This is a genomic window from Vibrio sp. OPT18 (genome assembly GCF_015163615.1).
In the GTDB taxonomy this organism is placed as follows: Bacteria; Pseudomonadota; Gammaproteobacteria; order Enterobacterales; family Vibrionaceae; genus Vibrio; species Vibrio coralliirubri.
The window spans coordinates 110,938-127,345 of the sequence record NZ_JADDYK010000053.1 but is presented as its reverse complement, the minus strand read 5'-3'; the positions used below and the strand labels follow the sequence as shown (position 1 = coordinate 127,345).

19 protein-coding genes are annotated in these 16,408 nt (G+C 44.7%); 13 read left to right on the top strand and 6 right to left on the bottom strand.

The annotated features are described in order from the left end of the window. The first annotated feature begins 1 nt into the window (after window position 1). Window positions 2-553: a DUF1349 domain-containing protein gene (locus IQQ51_RS13810; protein ID WP_193841361.1), complete on the top strand. Its 552-nt coding sequence runs from the start codon at window positions 2-4 to the stop codon at window positions 551-553. Between the two features lie 94 nt (window positions 554-647). Here the strand turns inward: IQQ51_RS13810 and IQQ51_RS13805 are convergent, their stop codons facing one another. After that, the gene (locus IQQ51_RS13805) at window positions 648-980 is read right to left on the bottom strand and encodes a PBPRA1643 family SWIM/SEC-C metal-binding motif protein (protein ID WP_017063923.1); all 333 of its coding nucleotides are present in this window, start codon (window positions 978-980) and stop codon (window positions 648-650) included. Between the two features lie 255 nt (window positions 981-1,235). Here IQQ51_RS13805 and IQQ51_RS13800 point away from each other — a divergent pair, with 255 nt between their 5' ends. From IQQ51_RS13800 to catB, 4 genes are all read left to right on the top strand, one after another. After that, on the top strand, window positions 1,236-1,952 hold the full coding sequence (locus IQQ51_RS13800) for an HAD family hydrolase (RefSeq protein ID WP_193841360.1): 717 nt from the start codon (window positions 1,236-1,238) through the stop codon (window positions 1,950-1,952). A gap of 51 nt (window positions 1,953-2,003) precedes the next feature. Further along, window positions 2,004-2,387, top strand: coding sequence for a nuclear transport factor 2 family protein (locus IQQ51_RS13795; RefSeq protein ID WP_193841359.1), 384 nt, complete (start codon window positions 2,004-2,006; stop codon window positions 2,385-2,387). A 71-nt stretch (window positions 2,388-2,458) separates the two neighbouring features. Further along, window positions 2,459-3,190, top strand: a complete 732-nt coding sequence (locus IQQ51_RS13790; protein ID WP_009846813.1) for a glucose 1-dehydrogenase — start codon at window positions 2,459-2,461, stop codon at window positions 3,188-3,190. Between the two features lie 92 nt (window positions 3,191-3,282). Then, on the top strand, window positions 3,283-3,909 hold the full coding sequence (gene catB / locus IQQ51_RS13785) for a type B chloramphenicol O-acetyltransferase (protein ID WP_193841358.1): 627 nt from the start codon (window positions 3,283-3,285) through the stop codon (window positions 3,907-3,909). A gap of 68 nt (window positions 3,910-3,977) precedes the next feature. On the opposite strand, the gene IQQ51_RS13780 is transcribed toward catB, so the two are convergent. Further along, on the bottom strand, window positions 3,978-5,156 hold the full coding sequence (locus IQQ51_RS13780) for a BamA/TamA family outer membrane protein (protein ID WP_193841357.1): 1,179 nt from the start codon (window positions 5,154-5,156) through the stop codon (window positions 3,978-3,980). A gap of 118 nt (window positions 5,157-5,274) precedes the next feature. Beyond that, a complete protein-coding gene (locus IQQ51_RS13775; protein ID WP_052878388.1) occupies window positions 5,275-5,640 on the bottom strand; it encodes a c-type cytochrome in 366 nt (121 codons plus the stop codon). A 207-nt stretch (window positions 5,641-5,847) separates the two neighbouring features. Here IQQ51_RS13775 and IQQ51_RS13770 point away from each other — a divergent pair, with 207 nt between their 5' ends. Genes IQQ51_RS13770 through IQQ51_RS13760 form a run of 3 tightly spaced genes read left to right on the top strand, consistent with a single transcriptional unit; the run spans window position 5,848 to window position 6,849 of the window. Then, window positions 5,848-6,099 (top strand): Rho-binding antiterminator, encoded by a 252-nt coding sequence (locus IQQ51_RS13770; protein ID WP_048611134.1) that lies wholly within the window; start codon window positions 5,848-5,850, stop codon window positions 6,097-6,099. An 8-nt stretch (window positions 6,100-6,107) separates the two neighbouring features. After that, a complete protein-coding gene (locus tag IQQ51_RS13765) occupies window positions 6,108-6,341 on the top strand; it encodes a hypothetical protein (RefSeq protein ID WP_193841356.1) in 234 nt (77 codons plus the stop codon). Window positions 6,342-6,399: 58 nt separating this feature from the next. Further along, window positions 6,400-6,849, top strand: a complete 450-nt coding sequence (locus IQQ51_RS13760; protein WP_193841355.1) for a GyrI-like domain-containing protein — start codon at window positions 6,400-6,402, stop codon at window positions 6,847-6,849. 200 nt (window positions 6,850-7,049) lie between these two features. Here IQQ51_RS13760 and IQQ51_RS13755 read toward each other — a convergent pair whose 3' ends face one another. Then, window positions 7,050-7,709, bottom strand: coding sequence for a glutathione S-transferase (locus IQQ51_RS13755; RefSeq protein WP_081322207.1), 660 nt, complete (start codon window positions 7,707-7,709; stop codon window positions 7,050-7,052). Between the two features lie 104 nt (window positions 7,710-7,813). Here IQQ51_RS13755 and IQQ51_RS13750 point away from each other — a divergent pair, with 104 nt between their 5' ends. Continuing rightward, window positions 7,814-10,069, top strand: a complete 2,256-nt coding sequence (locus tag IQQ51_RS13750) for a peptidase U32 family protein (RefSeq protein ID WP_017063916.1) — start codon at window positions 7,814-7,816, stop codon at window positions 10,067-10,069. 107 nt (window positions 10,070-10,176) lie between these two features. Here IQQ51_RS13750 and IQQ51_RS13745 read toward each other — a convergent pair whose 3' ends face one another. After that, window positions 10,177-10,641, bottom strand: a complete 465-nt coding sequence (locus IQQ51_RS13745; protein ID WP_017061819.1) for an acyl-CoA thioesterase — start codon at window positions 10,639-10,641, stop codon at window positions 10,177-10,179. A 180-nt stretch (window positions 10,642-10,821) separates the two neighbouring features. Next, a complete protein-coding gene (locus IQQ51_RS13740) occupies window positions 10,822-12,645 on the bottom strand; it encodes an ABC transporter ATP-binding protein/permease (protein WP_193841354.1) in 1,824 nt (607 codons plus the stop codon). Between the two features lie 562 nt (window positions 12,646-13,207). Between IQQ51_RS13740 and artP the strand changes: the two genes are divergently transcribed. The 4 genes from artP to artM all read left to right on the top strand — a co-directional run bounded on the left by artP (window position 13,208) and on the right by artM (window position 16,143). Further along, a complete protein-coding gene (artP, locus tag IQQ51_RS13735; protein WP_032545343.1) occupies window positions 13,208-13,936 on the top strand; it encodes an arginine ABC transporter ATP-binding protein ArtP in 729 nt (242 codons plus the stop codon). Between the two features lie 120 nt (window positions 13,937-14,056). After that, window positions 14,057-14,788: a lysine/arginine/ornithine ABC transporter substrate-binding protein gene (locus IQQ51_RS13730; protein ID WP_193841353.1), complete on the top strand. Its 732-nt coding sequence runs from the start codon at window positions 14,057-14,059 to the stop codon at window positions 14,786-14,788. Between the two features lie 3 nt (window positions 14,789-14,791). Next, the gene (gene artQ, locus IQQ51_RS13725; RefSeq protein ID WP_060981998.1) at window positions 14,792-15,478 is read left to right on the top strand and encodes an arginine ABC transporter permease ArtQ; all 687 of its coding nucleotides are present in this window, start codon (window positions 14,792-14,794) and stop codon (window positions 15,476-15,478) included. Next, window positions 15,475-16,143 carry an arginine ABC transporter permease ArtM gene (artM, locus tag IQQ51_RS13720; protein WP_193841352.1) on the top strand — a complete coding sequence of 223 codons (669 nt, stop codon included), beginning with the start codon at window positions 15,475-15,477 and terminating at the stop codon, window positions 16,141-16,143. Before artQ ends, artM begins: the two co-directional genes overlap by 4 nt. The last annotated feature ends 265 nt before the right edge of the window (window positions 16,144-16,408 follow it).

The window sequence follows — 16,408 nt, the reverse complement described above, 5'->3', positions numbered from 1 at the left end:
CATGAATAACCTCGTTAACTGGCAAATCAGAAATGAAAATCCGGAACATTGGTCTTTGGACAACGGCGTGCTGACGATGCAAGTACAAGAGGGCAATATCTTTGGTGCGGGGTCAGCTGATGTTGATAATATCTTCGTTCATCCAGTATCTAGCTCGGATTACAGCACAGAAGTGGCGGTTCAATTAGATCCAAACCGTGCATTTGAACAAGCTGGCTTAGGTATTTACTGGGATAACGACAACTACATTAAAGTGAGCAAAGAGATGTTCATGGGCGAGCGTTCATTGGTGTTCGTTGTAGAACAAAATGGTCAGCCACAGATCAAGGAACGCCTGTTGTTTAGTGAATCTAGTGTGTCGGTAAAGCTCGTCAAGCAAGGCGGGAAAGTCAGCGCTCATTTCCGTCCGTTAGAAAAACAACAATGGCAGGAAGTGATCACGTTTGATTCGTTAGTAGGCAGTGAACAGGGTGTGATGCTTTATACGTTCAGTGGCAGTAAGGCGACGCCTAATTTCGCCAAGTTTAGTGGCTTCAGTTTGTCTGACGCTTAATTGTTTGTCTTACGCTGAATAAGCTTCCTTAGTATATAAAAAAACGGACCGATATTGCTACCGGTCCGTTTTTAAATTCTTCAGTTCAAAGCGCTTATGCGCAACACTTCTTGTATTTCTTACCGCTACCGCAAGAACATGGATCGTTACGATTAGGGGTCTTTTCAAACGTCATCGTTTTTGGCTTGTTCAGTAGAGTATCAAGCTCGATGGTGTTCTCTTCTTTGTCTGCGTCGACTGTAACAGTAACGAAGATAGAATTTTCAGCGGCTAGTGCTTCAACTTCTGCTTTGCGCGCTTCAGTTTGAACCATTACAGCGATTGGAGATTCTTCAGTACCCGCTTTTACATCGCGGTTTACGTTGTAGCCAGCAAGAACGTGGTTCTGTCTTGTTTCGATACGGCCTTTGAAAAATAGTTTCGACATTGGGTACTCATTAAAAATGTTGAATGGCGCTATTTTTAACGGCGATAGCGCAATGGAGCGGGGATTATACGCATATATTGCAATTGATAAAGCAGTGATGTGAGCAAAGGCTGTTTGGTTTTTGTTTGCGAACAACGGTTTGTTATCTAGCTTTGCTCCTATTCGACAAATTTCGAAATTCAAGACAATAAGATTTCCCTCAATAGGCTTATGAATGATAAATTCAAATTATTAATCGAAACAAAGAGATAGTGTATGAAGTTAGATGCCATCCTGTGGGATTACGATGGAACCTTAGTCAATTCCGTCCCAAAGAATATCGCTATCACAAAAGACATTATCTCGTTAGTCGCGCCACACTTGTCAGGCGACAACTTACCTAAATATTTGCTCAGCGAAGCGCTTTATCATGAAGCCAACCACGGCGCTAAAAACTGGCAAGCCTTATATGTCGACTATTACGGTTTATCACACGATGAAATGTTGATCGCTGGTGGAATGTGGGCAGAGCATCAAGAAAAAAACCAAACAGCCGTTGCCTTGTTTGAAGGAATGGAAACCGTGGTTAATCAGTTTGCTCATCTTCCACATGGGATCTGCTCTCAAAACTCTCAATTGAATATTCGTGGTGTGCTCGACAGTTATGGAATTGGTGATTTGTTTAAATCGGTAGTGGGCTATGACGATGTCTCGAACGGCAACCAAAAACCCCATCCATTTGGTGGTGTGAAATGTGTCGAGAACATATTTGGCGTTAATCAGACTAACGAGCTTTGTTTGATGTACATCGGTGACCATGAAGCGGACACACAGTTTGCTCGCAATATTGAAGCCGCACTGGGTAACAACGCAAAAGTGATTGCCGTAGCCGCAGGTTATAGCCGATCTGAGCCTGAAAATTGGCAAACCAAACCCGATTACATTGCTAACAGCGTCGATGATCTTTTAACGATCATTAGCAAGTACGCATAACGAAGCAGACGTTTAAAAACCACCACACCTGAATGACTTTAAGGAAGAATAATGACACCAAAACAAGTGGTATTGGGATTTTGGGATGCAATGCGCAGTAATGATTTTGCAAAGGCGAGTGAATGGCTAGCCGAAGATTTTGAAGGCTATTGGCCTCAGTCGTCTGAATTGACGGTAGGGCGCGACAACTTCACGGCAATCAATGCTGAATACCCAGCCAATGGTGTTTGGGAGTTCACGCTCAATTCGATTGTCTGTGAAGGTGATACGGTAGTAACGGACGTTTCGGTTACAGACAGTGTATTGAAAGACCGAGTGATCACCTTTCAGACGGTCGTTGATGGTTTAATTCAAAAGCAAACTGAGTTTTGGCCAGACCCATTCGAAGCGCCAGCGTGGCGATCGCAATGGGTTCAGGTTGTGTCGAACAATTAGTTTGTGTCGATACGATCAGTTTGTATCGAACAATCAGGTTGCACAGAAAAAGTAAACATTAGGAGTTTTCATTGAACAAGGTAGTGATTGTAACCGGCGGAAGCCGAGGCATTGGCGCAGCGACGTCTAAATTGTTGGCCAGTAAAGGCTATGCTGTATGCGTTAACTTCATACACAATGAGTCGCGAGCTGAAGATCTAGTGAACGAGATTCGTGAACAAGGCGGAACCGCCATAAGCGTGCGTGCGGATGTGTCTGTTGAATCGGACGTGAAATCCTTATTTGAGATTGCTCGTAACAAGCTGGGCCCAGTGACGCACTTGGTCAATAATGCCGGCATCTTGTTTACCCAGTCACCATTGGTTGATATTGAATTGGATCGCTTTGAAAAGGTGATGAAATCCAACGTATCAAGCTGCTTTCTGTGCAGCAAAGCCTTTATCAAACAAGCGGACGGTGCGGGTTCGATTGTGAATGTATCGTCTGCCGCTTCTCGCACAGGCGCACCGTTTGAATATGTGGATTACGCAGCATCAAAAGGTGCGATGGACTCACTCACCAAAGGCTTATCGCTTGAATTGGCTTCACGCAATATCCGAGTGAATGGCGTAAGGCCAGGTTGTATTTATACTGAGATGCACGCAGACGGCGGAGAGCCAGATCGCGTAGACAGACTAGCTTCGCAGTTACCGTTACAACGAGGCGGAACACCAGAAGAAGTCGCTAACTCTATCGCATGGTTATTGTCAGACGAAGCGTCGTATGTAACCGGCTCGTTTATTGATATTGCAGGCGGTCGATAGGGCGCGTTGGCCTTTACACTCAGATAAACCAGTTACAACCATAAACACGCACAAAAGTACCTAACTAAAAGAATGAAACTAAGAGTACAAACATGAAAAACTATTTTGAAAGCCCGTTTGTTGGAAAGTCACTCAAAGAACAAGTGACCAACCCAAACATCATCGTGGGCGAGCACAGCTATTACTCGGGTTACTACCATAACCACAGCTTTGATGACTGTGCGCGTTACCTATTACCGGATAGAACCGACATCGATAAGCTGATCATTGGCAGCTACTGCTCGATTGGTTCTGGCGCCGTGTTTATGATGGCGGGCAACCAAGGCCACCAAAACCAGTGGGTGAGTACCTTCCCGTTCTTCTATCAAGACGATGAGAAGTTTGAAGGTGCGATAGACGGCTTTGAACGCTCTGGTGATACCGTGATTGGTAACGATGTGTGGATTTGTACAGAAGCCATGATCATGAGTGGTGTTAAGGTTGGTGACGGAGCCATCATCGCAAGTCGAGCGGTTGTGACTAAAGATGTCGCGCCATACTCGATTGTGGGTTCAAACCCTGCGCGTCACATCCGTTTTCGTTTCAATGAGACTGAAATCGCTCAGTTGCTAGAAATGAAATGGTGGGAGTGGAGCGAAGAACAGATCAAAGGCGCGATGTCGTTGATGTGTTCTTCAGATATCGATGGGCTTTACCAATACTGGAAAGCACTCAAGTAATTACTGTTCCCAGAGCGCTTTGTCTCCTGCTACTGCTTTAGTTGATCGGGTAAGCACAGCGTAATGAATTAGATACCCGCACCGACTTGGAAGTAGAGGGCGGTATCTTCTTCACTGAACGCAATATCAATCCCTGAAATCAAACCATAGCGTCTTGCGATAAGGTAACGGAAACCGACGCCGTAAGCCGCGTGCGAGCTTTGATCAAACATGTCTTTATCGCTGTCACCCGCATAGCCAATCCCCGTAAACACCGCAGTTGACCAACGTGGTGTCCATTGTTTGCTTACTTGAACTTCTGCCGCGACCGTGTGTTCACCTTGATAGCGATTACGGGCGATACCTCTGAGTTCAATGTCTGGGTAATATTGAGGGGAAAGCACGCGTTCATTGGTCGACAATGATTTGTACTGTCCTCGCAACGCTAGGTTCCACTCCTTGTTTAACTCCCAATAATTCAGCCCTTCCAAGTTAAACGTTTGATAGGTGTAGTCACTACCAATTGCATCGCCAAACCAAAGGTATTCTGCGACATAGTTGTAGCCTTGCGTTGGATTCAAGAAGCTATTCTTGCTGTCGTATTCGGCGATCAAACCTAAACCGGAAGAGGTCGGTGACGTGTTGCCAATGTTGTTTAAGATTTCTTGCGCTTTAGGATGATTATTAAGTGAGAGTGTTGGTGCGAAGAACTGTTGAGAAAACCCAAGTAACCATTGGGTGTCGGGCACTCTAAATTGGAGTTTCTGTATTCCGCCCATGCCTTTTAGCCCTAGTTCCACACCTTCGTTTGGATCAAGTGGAGACAAGGCGTTCGGAGAGCTTTGTCGATAGAAGGTCATGTTGATATCGCCATAACCCAAGCCACCAAGGTAGCGTATAGAATCTTCCTTCCAGCTGCGCTTGTGACCAACAAACGCCATCCAAGTGCCATTCTCTGTCGCAAAGCCGCCAACCGCAGTGATTGCAGGGGTGAGAAGTTGCGCGCCGCCATCGATGGATTTTTCGGCGAGTTGTTTACGCGTGTTTTTTTGCTCTTCAGATTCGTGCATGAAGATGCCGGTGAAGCCGCCACCGTATCCTACCGCAGGCTCTGTAATGAGAATTGGAACAGGAAGAAAACCGTAGGCATTTTCTGCGAGGTATTCTCCCATATCGAGTTGGCCATCAATTTCATCGATAAAGCTGACGGCGTGTGTCGTCGTAGAAACAAGTATCAGGCTACTTAGTGCTAGGGGTTTAAAGGTCATAACATTCCGTATTATTCACTATCCATTAAATTGAGTGTAATCAAACAAATAGATAGCGCAATAGAACGGGGAGTATTAACCGAGATATCTGTTCAAAAGGCGATTGGAACAGCGTTTACTATTGGATTAGCTCTACGTACGTCAGAATATCCAGAGCATCTTGCTTGGTGATCACACCTTGCCACGCTGGCATGCCTTGCTCTACATCGCCTTCTAAAATGTCATCTGCTAAAGAACTTGGACTGGCAAAAAAGCCGCTCAGTTTATTCGCAATGTTAGCGGGCTTGTGTGGTAATGAAGCGGCAGTAGGCCCGTCTCCGTGACCTTTGTCGCCATGACACACCTGACAAAGCTGTCGATATTTGGTTTTGCCATTGGCGAAGTGACTCGCATCGACTTCTGAGGCAGCACTCGCATTAAACGCCATCATTGAAGCGACTAAACCTAAGAAAGCTAACACGTGTAAATGGTTGATGTTTTTCATTGTTTTGTTCTCGATTATTATTTAACAATGAAAGAATAATCAGGTGTGAGTCGAAGAAACGTGAATGAGAAAGCTTGATTAAACCGAATTCGAAAGTAGGTTAAGTTACGGACGACCATCAATGTGATTTAGGTAAACGATTGATTATATGCATGTTGCATAGTATGGCGTGTCGCATTAGCGTGGTGGATGAATTGGAGGGGTATTATGATTAGTTGCAACGATTACGATTATATTGAGATTGTGTGTATGCACCGATACCCAATCAAATTAACGCTGAAGTCTGGCGAGCAGATTGAATGTGTCGGGTTAGATACCCAGCGCAATGACAGCCGTGAAGAGTGCATTAAAGTCAGTATTCAAGGCGAACAACAACTTGTCGTATTAACTCAAATAGCGACACTAGATGTTTGTGTCGACAACCCTCACTTTCAGCATGTTTCATTTAAAGCGTCATAGGTTGTCAAATGAATAACACGATAGAGCAACGCTATTGCAAGGCGTGCCGAGAAGAGACACAGCATGTCGTTATATTGGTTCGCAAGAAGAGTGCGTTTGCAGACAAACCTAACCAAAAGCGAAGTGAGTTTTGGGCAGGAGTGATAAAAGGTTGGTTCCTCGGTCCGTTTATCGCGTCAATGGATGAGTTTTCTCGTCACCTTGTGTGTGAAAAGTGTGGTCATAAAGAGATACAAGATTAGTTAAGATTATTTAAAAATTTAGTAGAGTTACGCGTCGATTGGCTTAGGAATAAAACGAATGAAAGTAGAAATGATTGAAGCCGTGAAGGCGTATGGTTTTTCAGTAAGAACCACCAATACCGATGAGATGGACCCAGCAACAGCCAAGATAGGCCAATTGTGGCAGGGCTTTTTTGACCAAGCATTTCCGAAATTAACCCCTGATTCAAAAGTGTATGGCGTTTACACTAACTACGAGTCTGACTTTACGGGGGAATTTGATGTCATCGCTTGTACTAATGCACTTACGGATCAGAATTTAGATACACTTGTAGAAACCGAAATAAAAGCAGGCAAATACTTAACGTTTTCTGCTCAAGGTGAATTACCACAAGCTGTGATCGATCTATGGGGTGAAGTATGGGCGTATTTCAACGCTGCAGACTGCCCACATGTGAGAACTTACACGACAGATTTTGAACTCTACAAAGGTGAAACTGAAGTCGAGATTTCGATAGCGATTCAGTGATCAGTTAAAAATGAACAAAAGGCTTAACTTAGACTCTGTCTTCCAGCTAAGCCTTTGAATATCTGTTAATTACAAAGAAGATACAGTGTCACGTAATTACCTTGATACCCACGCTTTATCTTATCCAGAATTCCCCTAGATTATCCCAGATACCCTTAAGTCACCCAAAATTCCCTTAAGTCACCCAAAATTCCCTTAAGTCACCCAAAAAGACAATCTTGCTTGGTTTCATTCCACAGAGGGTATTGCTTCATTACTTGGGTGTAGAGCTTACTTTCAAGGTGCGCTCTTAACCAACGTCCTACGTTTTGATATTCCGATTTTACAAACCACTTCTTTTCGACTCGCACAAACTGGCTGACAAAAGGCATCACCGCAAAATCGGCCAAGCTTGGGGTTTCTCCAAAAAAGTAGGGCTGATCGGTGAGTCGCGCTTCTAACTGACTAATGAAGGTTTCGCAGGCTTGTCGGCGTTGTTCAACATCGATGTTTCGGTAACGAACCGATGCACGATACTTTTCTAAGTGACCAATAAATTCTTCGTCGTTGGTTTTAATGAGCTGCTGAACTTGTTTGCTAAGCTCTGGATTGCTTGAACGTAGAAGATCTTGAGGATCGTTTTGTTGAAGTGCCCAGTTCATCACATCCAAGCTCTGTTCAATGACTTGTCCATTGGGTAACACCAATACAGGGACTGTTCCTTTTGGCGAACTGGCCAATAGTTCGCTAGGCTTGTCTTTGGTAACGATTTCTCGAAGTAACACTTTTTGCTGTGATAGTGCGATGCCCATTCGTCCGCGCATTGCATAAGGGCAACGGCGCAAAGAATAAAGGATAGGTAGATCGGATTCGTTCGGCATTATTGAGGTCATTTAGTTTGAAAAGTGTTGTACGGTGGTAAAGAGATCGTGATGTGGGTAGAATACGCGGCTTAAAAATTATAAGTAAGTGAGCGACTTCAAAAATGAGCAGAAAAATTGAGTTATTAGCCCCAGGTGGCGATGTAGAAGCGATAAAAGCCGCCATCGTAGCGGGTGCTAATGCAGTTTATTGTGGTTTAGACACGTTCAACGCTCGTAACAGAGCCTCTAACCTATCGTTAGACGAATTGAATGGTGTGATTCGCCTTGCTCATGAATACGGCTGTGAAGTGTTCCTGACTCTTAACGTTGTGCTACTGGAGCATGAGACGAAGAGCATCACCAAACTGCTGAACCAGCTTGTGAACACCAAAGTGGACGGCATCATTGTTCAAGACTTGGGTTTATTCAACCTGGTTAAGAAGCATTTCCCATCGTTAGACGTTCACGCGTCGACTCAGTTAACAACGCATAACGAAGGCCAGATTAAGTTCTTGTCTAAGATTGGCGCGACACGCGTTAACTTGTCTCGTGAGTTGAACCTGCCTGAAATTAAGATGCTGACGGAAGTGGCACACGATCACGATGTACTAACCGAAGTGTTCGTACATGGCGCTCTGTGTATCGCATTCTCTGGTCAATGTTACTCAAGCTCAGTAAGTGTGGGTAACTCAGGTAACCGTGGTCGTTGTAGCCAAGCGTGTCGTGATGAATACGAAATCACCAACGCGGGCAACAAGTTCCCACTCAACCTGAAAGATAACTCAGCTTACTACGACCTACCTGAATTGGTTGATGCGAAAGTCGACTCACTGAAAGTCGAAGGCCGTATTAAAGGCGCACACTACGTTTACACCGTGGTAGACACATGGCGTAAACAGATTGATAGCTTTGTAGAAAGTGGTTTGTTGATCGAAGACGATTCGAACCTGCACAAAGTATTCAACCGTGATTTCACTAACTCTTTCCTAAAGGGCAACCTAACGAAAGACATGTTCATCGATAACCCGCGCGACAACAGCATGAACTACGCTGTTGAGAAAGCGACGGAGCAGAACAACGAAATCTCAGTGGTACAGATTCAAGAAGTGACCAACGAACTTCACCAAGCGAAAGACGTTCTTGGTAACGAAATGCGTGACAAGATCGAGTTCCTTGATATTCGCAAGACACCAGTAGCACTGTCGTTCAGCGCAAAAGTGGGTCAACCATTTACGGTGACAGTGAACACGCCTAAAGAGAACTTTACCCTTCAATCTAAATCGCTATTGAAAGCGGTTGAAGAGAAGGCGATCACTCAAGAGCTACTTGAGAAGCGATTCAAAAACGTGAAGAGTGCGGTTCACACGCTAGAAAGCCACGACTTCAGTGAAGTGGATGCAGGCTTGTTGATTCCTCTAAAAGAAGTTTCAGACCTGAAAGACGAGATCGACTTCATTCTGAACGGCTCTGTGGAAGTGATTAAGCACGTTGAAGTGCCAGCACTGCCTCAGCACCCTAAAGTGAACGAGAAGCCGACTATGTCGATGCTTATCGCGGATGTGGAAGACTTACACCTGTGTGACGTGACTGACGCGGATGTTTACTTCAAACTTCCAGAAAGCTTCAAGAAGCGTTGTAACAAGTACATCGATATCTTGGCAGCAAACCCACGTTTGATTCCTTGGTTCCCAGCGGTATTGATCGGTAAAGATTACGACGAAGCGGTTCGTATTCTTGAAGAGATCAAGCCAGCTCGCATCGTAACCAACAACACGGGTATTGCTTACAAAGCTTACGAGATGGGTATTGAGTGGGTTGCAGGCCCGTTCATGAACACAACCAACTCTCATGCACTGGTTACTCTGAAAGAAGAGCTTAACTGTGCTGGCGCATTCATTTCGAACGAGATCAACAAAGGTCAGATTCGTCATATTCGTCGCCCAGAGAACTTCAAACTGTTCTACAGCATTTACCACCCAATCTTGATGATGACCAGCCGTCAGTGTTTCTTCCAAAGAACCGTGGGTTGTAACAAGCCAAGCATTGAAGCGGGTTGTATGTTGAAGTGTGAGAAAGCGACCACGATCACCAACGTGAAAGGCATCTCTTTTGCGGTTGATAAACAGAAGGGTGGCTACCCAAGCATTTACAACCACGAGCAGTTCTTGAACCACGACGCAGTAACTGACTTCTCTGGTCTGTTCGACGAGTTCTTCATTGACCTAACCAACATCGGTGCGGGTTCTAAAGAAGTGAAAGACAAAGTCGAGCTTATCAAGCATTTCGAAGCGCTACTGAACGGCGTTGAAGGTTCACAACAGAACCTAGAGCAGATGGTAGAAGTTCGAACTAATGCTCAATACGTGCAAGGTCTATAAGTCTTAACCGCCTATAAGCACTCAGAACCAATATACAAAAGGCCACTCAATCGAGTGGCCTTTTTAATGTCTGAGACTTTCTGAGTCTTTATCAATCAGATAATACGTTATTCCGTCACGGCTTCTTGTTTGAAGCATGGGCTCTTCAACGTGTTCATCTTTTCGATTTCATTGGTTAAGCGCAGTGAGAGCAGGGCTTTTTGGTTCGAAGCAAAATCAAACATTACGATAGTCGCAGTGCCAACGGTCGTTAGTTTCTGTTGAGCCTTACTGACAATCGCGTATTCCATGGTGAATCGATCATCTTGAATGTCGGTGACACGTGAGCCAACCATCAAGGTATCTGGATACGTGACTGGGCGGAAATACTTACAGTAAGTGTCACCAAGAACAGGGCCAACTTTGGTAATCGCCATCTCTTCCATCAACTCAACGTGCTTGAAAAAATCTAAGCGAGCGGTTTCGAAATAGCGAAAATATACGGCGTTGTTTACGTGATTGAGTGCGTCCATTTCTCCCCAAGCGACAGGGATTTCTGTTACTACCGGATAGTCAGATAATAGTGCTTCCATGCGAACTCTCTTATTGTTATCTGTGTAATTAACGTTATTTACTTATCCTTCGTCGGAATAAGTTGTTATTGGAATAAAAACCCTACCGCTAATTTAACAAAACTGCAACACGTGTGATTTAAGTTTTTGAAGCTTGAAACCACACAATGTCAGTGACTTAGTTGCACATCCACTCAATGATTACGCACTAAGGTGTTTGAATTGCAGCTCAACCAAGCGTTGGTACAATCCGCAGCTATTAATGAGAGACTGGTGGTCGCCGATGTCTACTAGCTGTCCTTTATCGAGCACTGCAATCTGGTCGGCGTGTTTAATTGTTGATAATCGATGGGCGATAATTATCGTCGTTCTGCCACGCATTAACTCTTCTAACGCTTGTTGTACGTGGTGCTCACTTTCGCTGTCTAGTGCGCTGGTTGCTTCATCCAACAATAGAATATTTGGATCTTTCAAGATGGCACGTGCAATCGCAATACGTTGTCTCTGTCCGCCAGAAAGCCTTACACCGCGTTCACCAAGAAAGCTATTGTAGCCATCTGGTAGGTTCTGAATAAACTCGTGCGCGTGTGCTTTCTTGGCCGCTTCGATAACTTGCTCGTCTGTTGCCTGCGGGTTGCCGTAGCGAATGTTATGGAACACATCGTTACTGAACAGAGCAGGTTGCTGTGGCACCAATGCCATCTGCTTTCTTAGCTCGTTAGGGTCAAACTGATTCAGTTCAACGCCGCCTAAGGTTACTTTACCCACTTGTGGGTCGTAGAAACGTTGCAGTAGTTCGAATAGGGTGGTTTTACCTGCGCCAGACGGGCCAACCAATGCCAATACTTTGCCTTCATGGGCTGTGAGCGTGAGGTTACTTGTTGCGGGTTGGTCTGGTCTTGATGGGTAACAGAAGGTCACATCATCAAATGCGACTTCTGGCGTTACGTTAGCAAGCGAAGTTGGATTCGTAACTGGCGCAACGATATGGCTCTCAACTTGTAGGATCTCGATTAATCGCTCGGTCGCACCTGCCGCACGTTGCAGTTCGCCCATCACTTCTGAAATCGTACCTAATGACGAAGCAACCATGATTGCATAGAACACAAACGCGGCTAAATCACCTGCCGACATGGTGCCGTTGATGACATCACTGCCGCCAACCCAAAGCATGCCTGCAATAGCACTGAATACAATCACGATAACGCCAGAGATAAGAATCGCGCGCTGTTTTACACGCTGGCGGCCAATCTCATAAGCCTTTTCTACTTCTACCGCGAATGACGCTTTCTCTTGCTCTTCGCGGCTATAGCTTTGCACCGTTTTAATGTGCTCAATCGCTTCACCTGCATAAGAACCCACATCAGACATCGAATCTTGGCTTTGGCGAGATAGGGCTCTCACACGACGCCCGTACACAAGAATCGGAATCAAGATAAACGGCACCGAGGCCAATACAATCAACGTCAGCTTAATGTTGGTGGCAAACAGCATGATGATCGCACCAATACACATCAACGCGCTGCGCATCGCCATAGAAAACGATGAACCTATGATGCTTTGAAGCAGAGTAGTATCCGTTGTAATGCGCGACATGATGTCGCCACTGCCATTGGTTTCGAAGTAACTCGGATGCAGCGTCACGACATGATTGAAAACCGATAAGCGAATGTCCGCACTCACACGTTCCCCAACAGAAGAAACCAAATAGAAGCGGAAGAAAGTACCAATCGAGATCAACACGACCACGACCATGATGAACTGAATCGCGCTGCCTAAATCTGAGAGTGATTGTTGGCTAAAACCTTGGTCGATGAGAAGACGAATACCGTGTCCGACTGAAAGGGTTAAGCTCGCCGTGAAGATCAACGCGATCAACGCAGCAATAACACGACCTTTATAAGGCTGAATGAATTTACTCAGCTCAAACAAAATACTGAGGCTTTTTTTCTCAGGTTTGGCATCGGGATTCTTTTGAGTCTGTCGCTGGTTTGAGTCGAGCGTAGAAGAGACATCGTTTTGCATATGACTGCCTTAATGTGTTGTCGCTTTAAAAATAGATGGCTTGTTGCTTATGGCTAATTGCTTATGGTTTATGACTTATTGCCTTTACTGCGCGTTGTTCGCTGGGAAGTCATTGTTGTTGAGAATAGAACCCATTAAAGCATTTATTGCGCTGTGACGCTCCCTAGGAAACTCAATTTCCAATATTTCCTCATCATTAAGTGAATAACTCGAAACGACCTTAAAGGAAAAATAAGCATTCCTATCGAGTCAGTTCAATAGGAAAGCGGGGGGGTTAACCCTAATTTTTATGCAAGTAAATTAGCGTTGATAGGAGAGTGTGCTCATAAGTTAGCAATCGAGTGATGATTTATAAATTGACAGTAAAACGTTTGCTATTTATCTCGATATTAACTTTATCAATGACTTGCGATTTTTGGTTGTAAGACCAGTTATAGCGACTGTTTTTTGTGCAATATTTGTTACAAAAATTCAACAAAGTAGTTTTTTATACATTTTTCTTGCATAAAACCTCGGATTGAATAGAATAACCAACAAATGACAATTAATGCAGTATTGTGGCATGAGTATTCAAGTAAAGAGCATCAACAAATCATACGGTGATACCCAAGTTCTTCACGACATCAGTTTCGACTGTGAGAGTGGCGAAACCTTGGTATTGCTTGGCCCAAGCGGCGCGGGCAAGAGTTCATTACTGCGTGTATTGAACCTGCTAGAAATTGCGGACAACGGCGAATTAGACATTGCGAACGAGCAATTCGATTTTTCAAGCCAAATCCAAGAGAAGCAGGGGCTTAAACTTCGTCGTAAAGTCGGCATGGTGTTCCAGCAATACAACTTATGGCCACACATGACGGTGATGGAAAACTTGATTGAAGCACCAACCAAAGTTGCGGGTTTGGATAAGCAAGAAGCGATTAAGCAAGCTCAAGAAGTATTAAAGACACTTCAACTTGCCGACAAAGCAGACGCTTGGCCACTTCAACTGTCTGGCGGTCAACAACAGCGTGTTGCGATTGCACGTGCGCTGATGATGAAACCGGATGTGTTGTTGTTTGATGAACCAACAGCGGCGCTTGATCCTGAGATCACCAACCAAGTCGTGAGCATTATTAAAGAATTGAGCGGAACGGGCATTACCCAAGTGGTCGTGACGCACGAAGTCGATTTCGCGAAGAAGATTGCTAGCCACGTTCTGTACCTAGAGAAAGGGTACATCGTTGAACACGGCACCAGCGATTCATTCGTTAATCCGCAGACACCTGAGTTTGCCGAGTATTTGACTCATTAAGTAAGTCTCTTATTAAAAGAAAGTTGACTCACTAGATTTAGCTAAACACAACATCAACTAAAACAATCAAATTATAAGAATGGCCACAGGCCGCTACTACACAGTATTCGGAGTAACAAAATGAAAAAGATTCTACTAGCTTCACTTATCGGCCTTGCTTCTTTCAACGCAGCAGCTCAAGAAGAAATCAAATTCGCAATGGAAGCAACTTACGCACCATTCGAATACATGGATGAGAACAACCAAATCCAAGGTTTTGACGTAGACCTAGCAAACGCACTTTGTGAAGAGATGAAAGCGACATGTACTTTCCACAACCAAGCATTCGATAGCTTGATCCCTGCACTTAAATTCAAACGTTACGATGCCGCTATTTCAGCAATGGACATCACTGAAGCGCGTCTTCAACAAGTGAACTTCTCTAACGCTTACTACGATAACTCTGCAGCATTCATCTCTTTTGAAGGCAAAGTAGCAGAACAAGCAGCACTAGAAGGAAAGCGTGTTGGTGTTCAAAACGGTTCTACTCACCAGAGCTTCCTACTTGAGCAAATGACTGGCGTAACAGCGGTACCTTACTCAAGCTACCAAGATGCATTTATCGACATGAAGAACGGTCGTATCGATTCTGTATTCGGTGACACAGCCGTTGTAGCTGAATGGTTCAAGAAAGAAGACAACTTAACGTACGTTGGCGACCAAGTAACAAACCAAGAGTACTTCGGTAACGGCTTTGGCATCGCAGTAAACAAGAGCAACCAAGAACTTGTAGACCAGCTTAACGTTGCACTTGCAGCAGTGAAAGCGAACGGCGAATACGACAAGATCTTCAACAAGTACTTCGGTAAGTAATTTATGGAATTAACGGGTTACTCTTTAGGGCTCGTCGAAGCAAGCTGGATGACTGTTCAGCTTGCGTTCGTAAGCCTATTGGTTGGATTGGTTCTAGCAGTTTTGTTTGCAAGTGGAGAGATGTCTCGTCGTATTGCAATCAAATGGCCAACGACTGCATTTGTGACGATTGTTCGTGGTTTACCAGAAATTCTGGTCGTACTGTTTATCTACTTTGGTTCGACACAAATTCTGTTCATGATCACTGGCGACTTCATAGAAGTGAGCCCGTTCTTATCTGGTGTTGTTGCACTGTCACTTATCTTTGCTTCTTACGCTTCGCAAACCTTGCGTGGTGCTTTGAAAGCAGTAAGCAAAGGGCAGAGAGAAGCAGCAAGCGCACTTGGTATTTCTCAGTCTCGTGCATTCTTTCGTATTGTGTTACCTCAAGCGGTAAGACACGCACTACCAGGGTTAACCAACCAATGGTTAGTGTTACTGAAAGATACCGCGCTAGTTTCGTTGATTGGCGTAACGGATTTGCTGAAACAAGCACAACTAACATCAGCGGCAACGCACGAAGCATTTACTTGGTACGCGACAGCAGCAGCAATCTACTTGGTCATCACTTTAATCACCCAAAGATTGGTAAAAGTGATTGATGGTAAGTTCTCTATTCAAGGTTTGGGTAACAAAGGGGCAATGGCATGAATCAACAATACCTCTCTCAAATGCTTGAAGGCTTAGTGACCAGCCTTCAACTCACAGGCGCTTCATTGTTGGTTGGCTGTATCTTGTCACTGCTGATGACGGTAACGCTAATCCTAAGAATACCGGCGATTCACTGGTTAACTCGTGGCATCATTACGCTGTTCACCGGCACACCATTATTGGTCCAGATCTTCTTGGTGTATTACGGGCCGGGTCAGTTCGATTGGATTCGTGAAAGCTTCATGTGGAGTTGGTTAAGCCAACCTTGGTTCTGTGCAATGCTAGCATTAGCATTGAACACCGCTGCATACAGCACGCTACTGTTCAGAGGCGCATTCAACGCGATTCCAGCAGGGCAGTGGGAAGCATGTCGCGCACTTGGCATGGACAAAGTAGCGACGCTTAAAGTGTTATTGCCATACGCTCTACGCCGCGCTGTTCCAGCTTACTCGAACGAAGTGATTCTAGTCTTCAAAGGCACGTCACTGGCAAGCACCATCACCATCATGGATTTGATGGGCTACGCACAGCGTATCAACGGCCAAACCTACGACACGCTTACCGTGTTCGGCATTGTTGGCGTATTCTACTTAGCAGTAAACGGCATACTAACGCTGATCTTCCGTCAGGTAGAGAAGAAAGCCCTCGCATTCGAAGCTGCATAAGCTAGCTACTCACAAGCTTAACTAACCTATAAAGCCTGCCATTTATGTTCGCATAGATGGCGGGCTTTTTTGTGTTTGGGTATGTGTAGAGGTGCTGTGTTTGTATCCAGTGTGGCGGTTTTTTTGCGAAATTCATACTATGTGGAAATATTCTGCACTTAGTCATTCAATGAGTCTATCTATGTTTTAAGTCACTGAAATGCTGTGATTAATTGTGGTAAATTTCTGTGCATATAAAACTAGGTAGAATGATTCGGTATTTGAA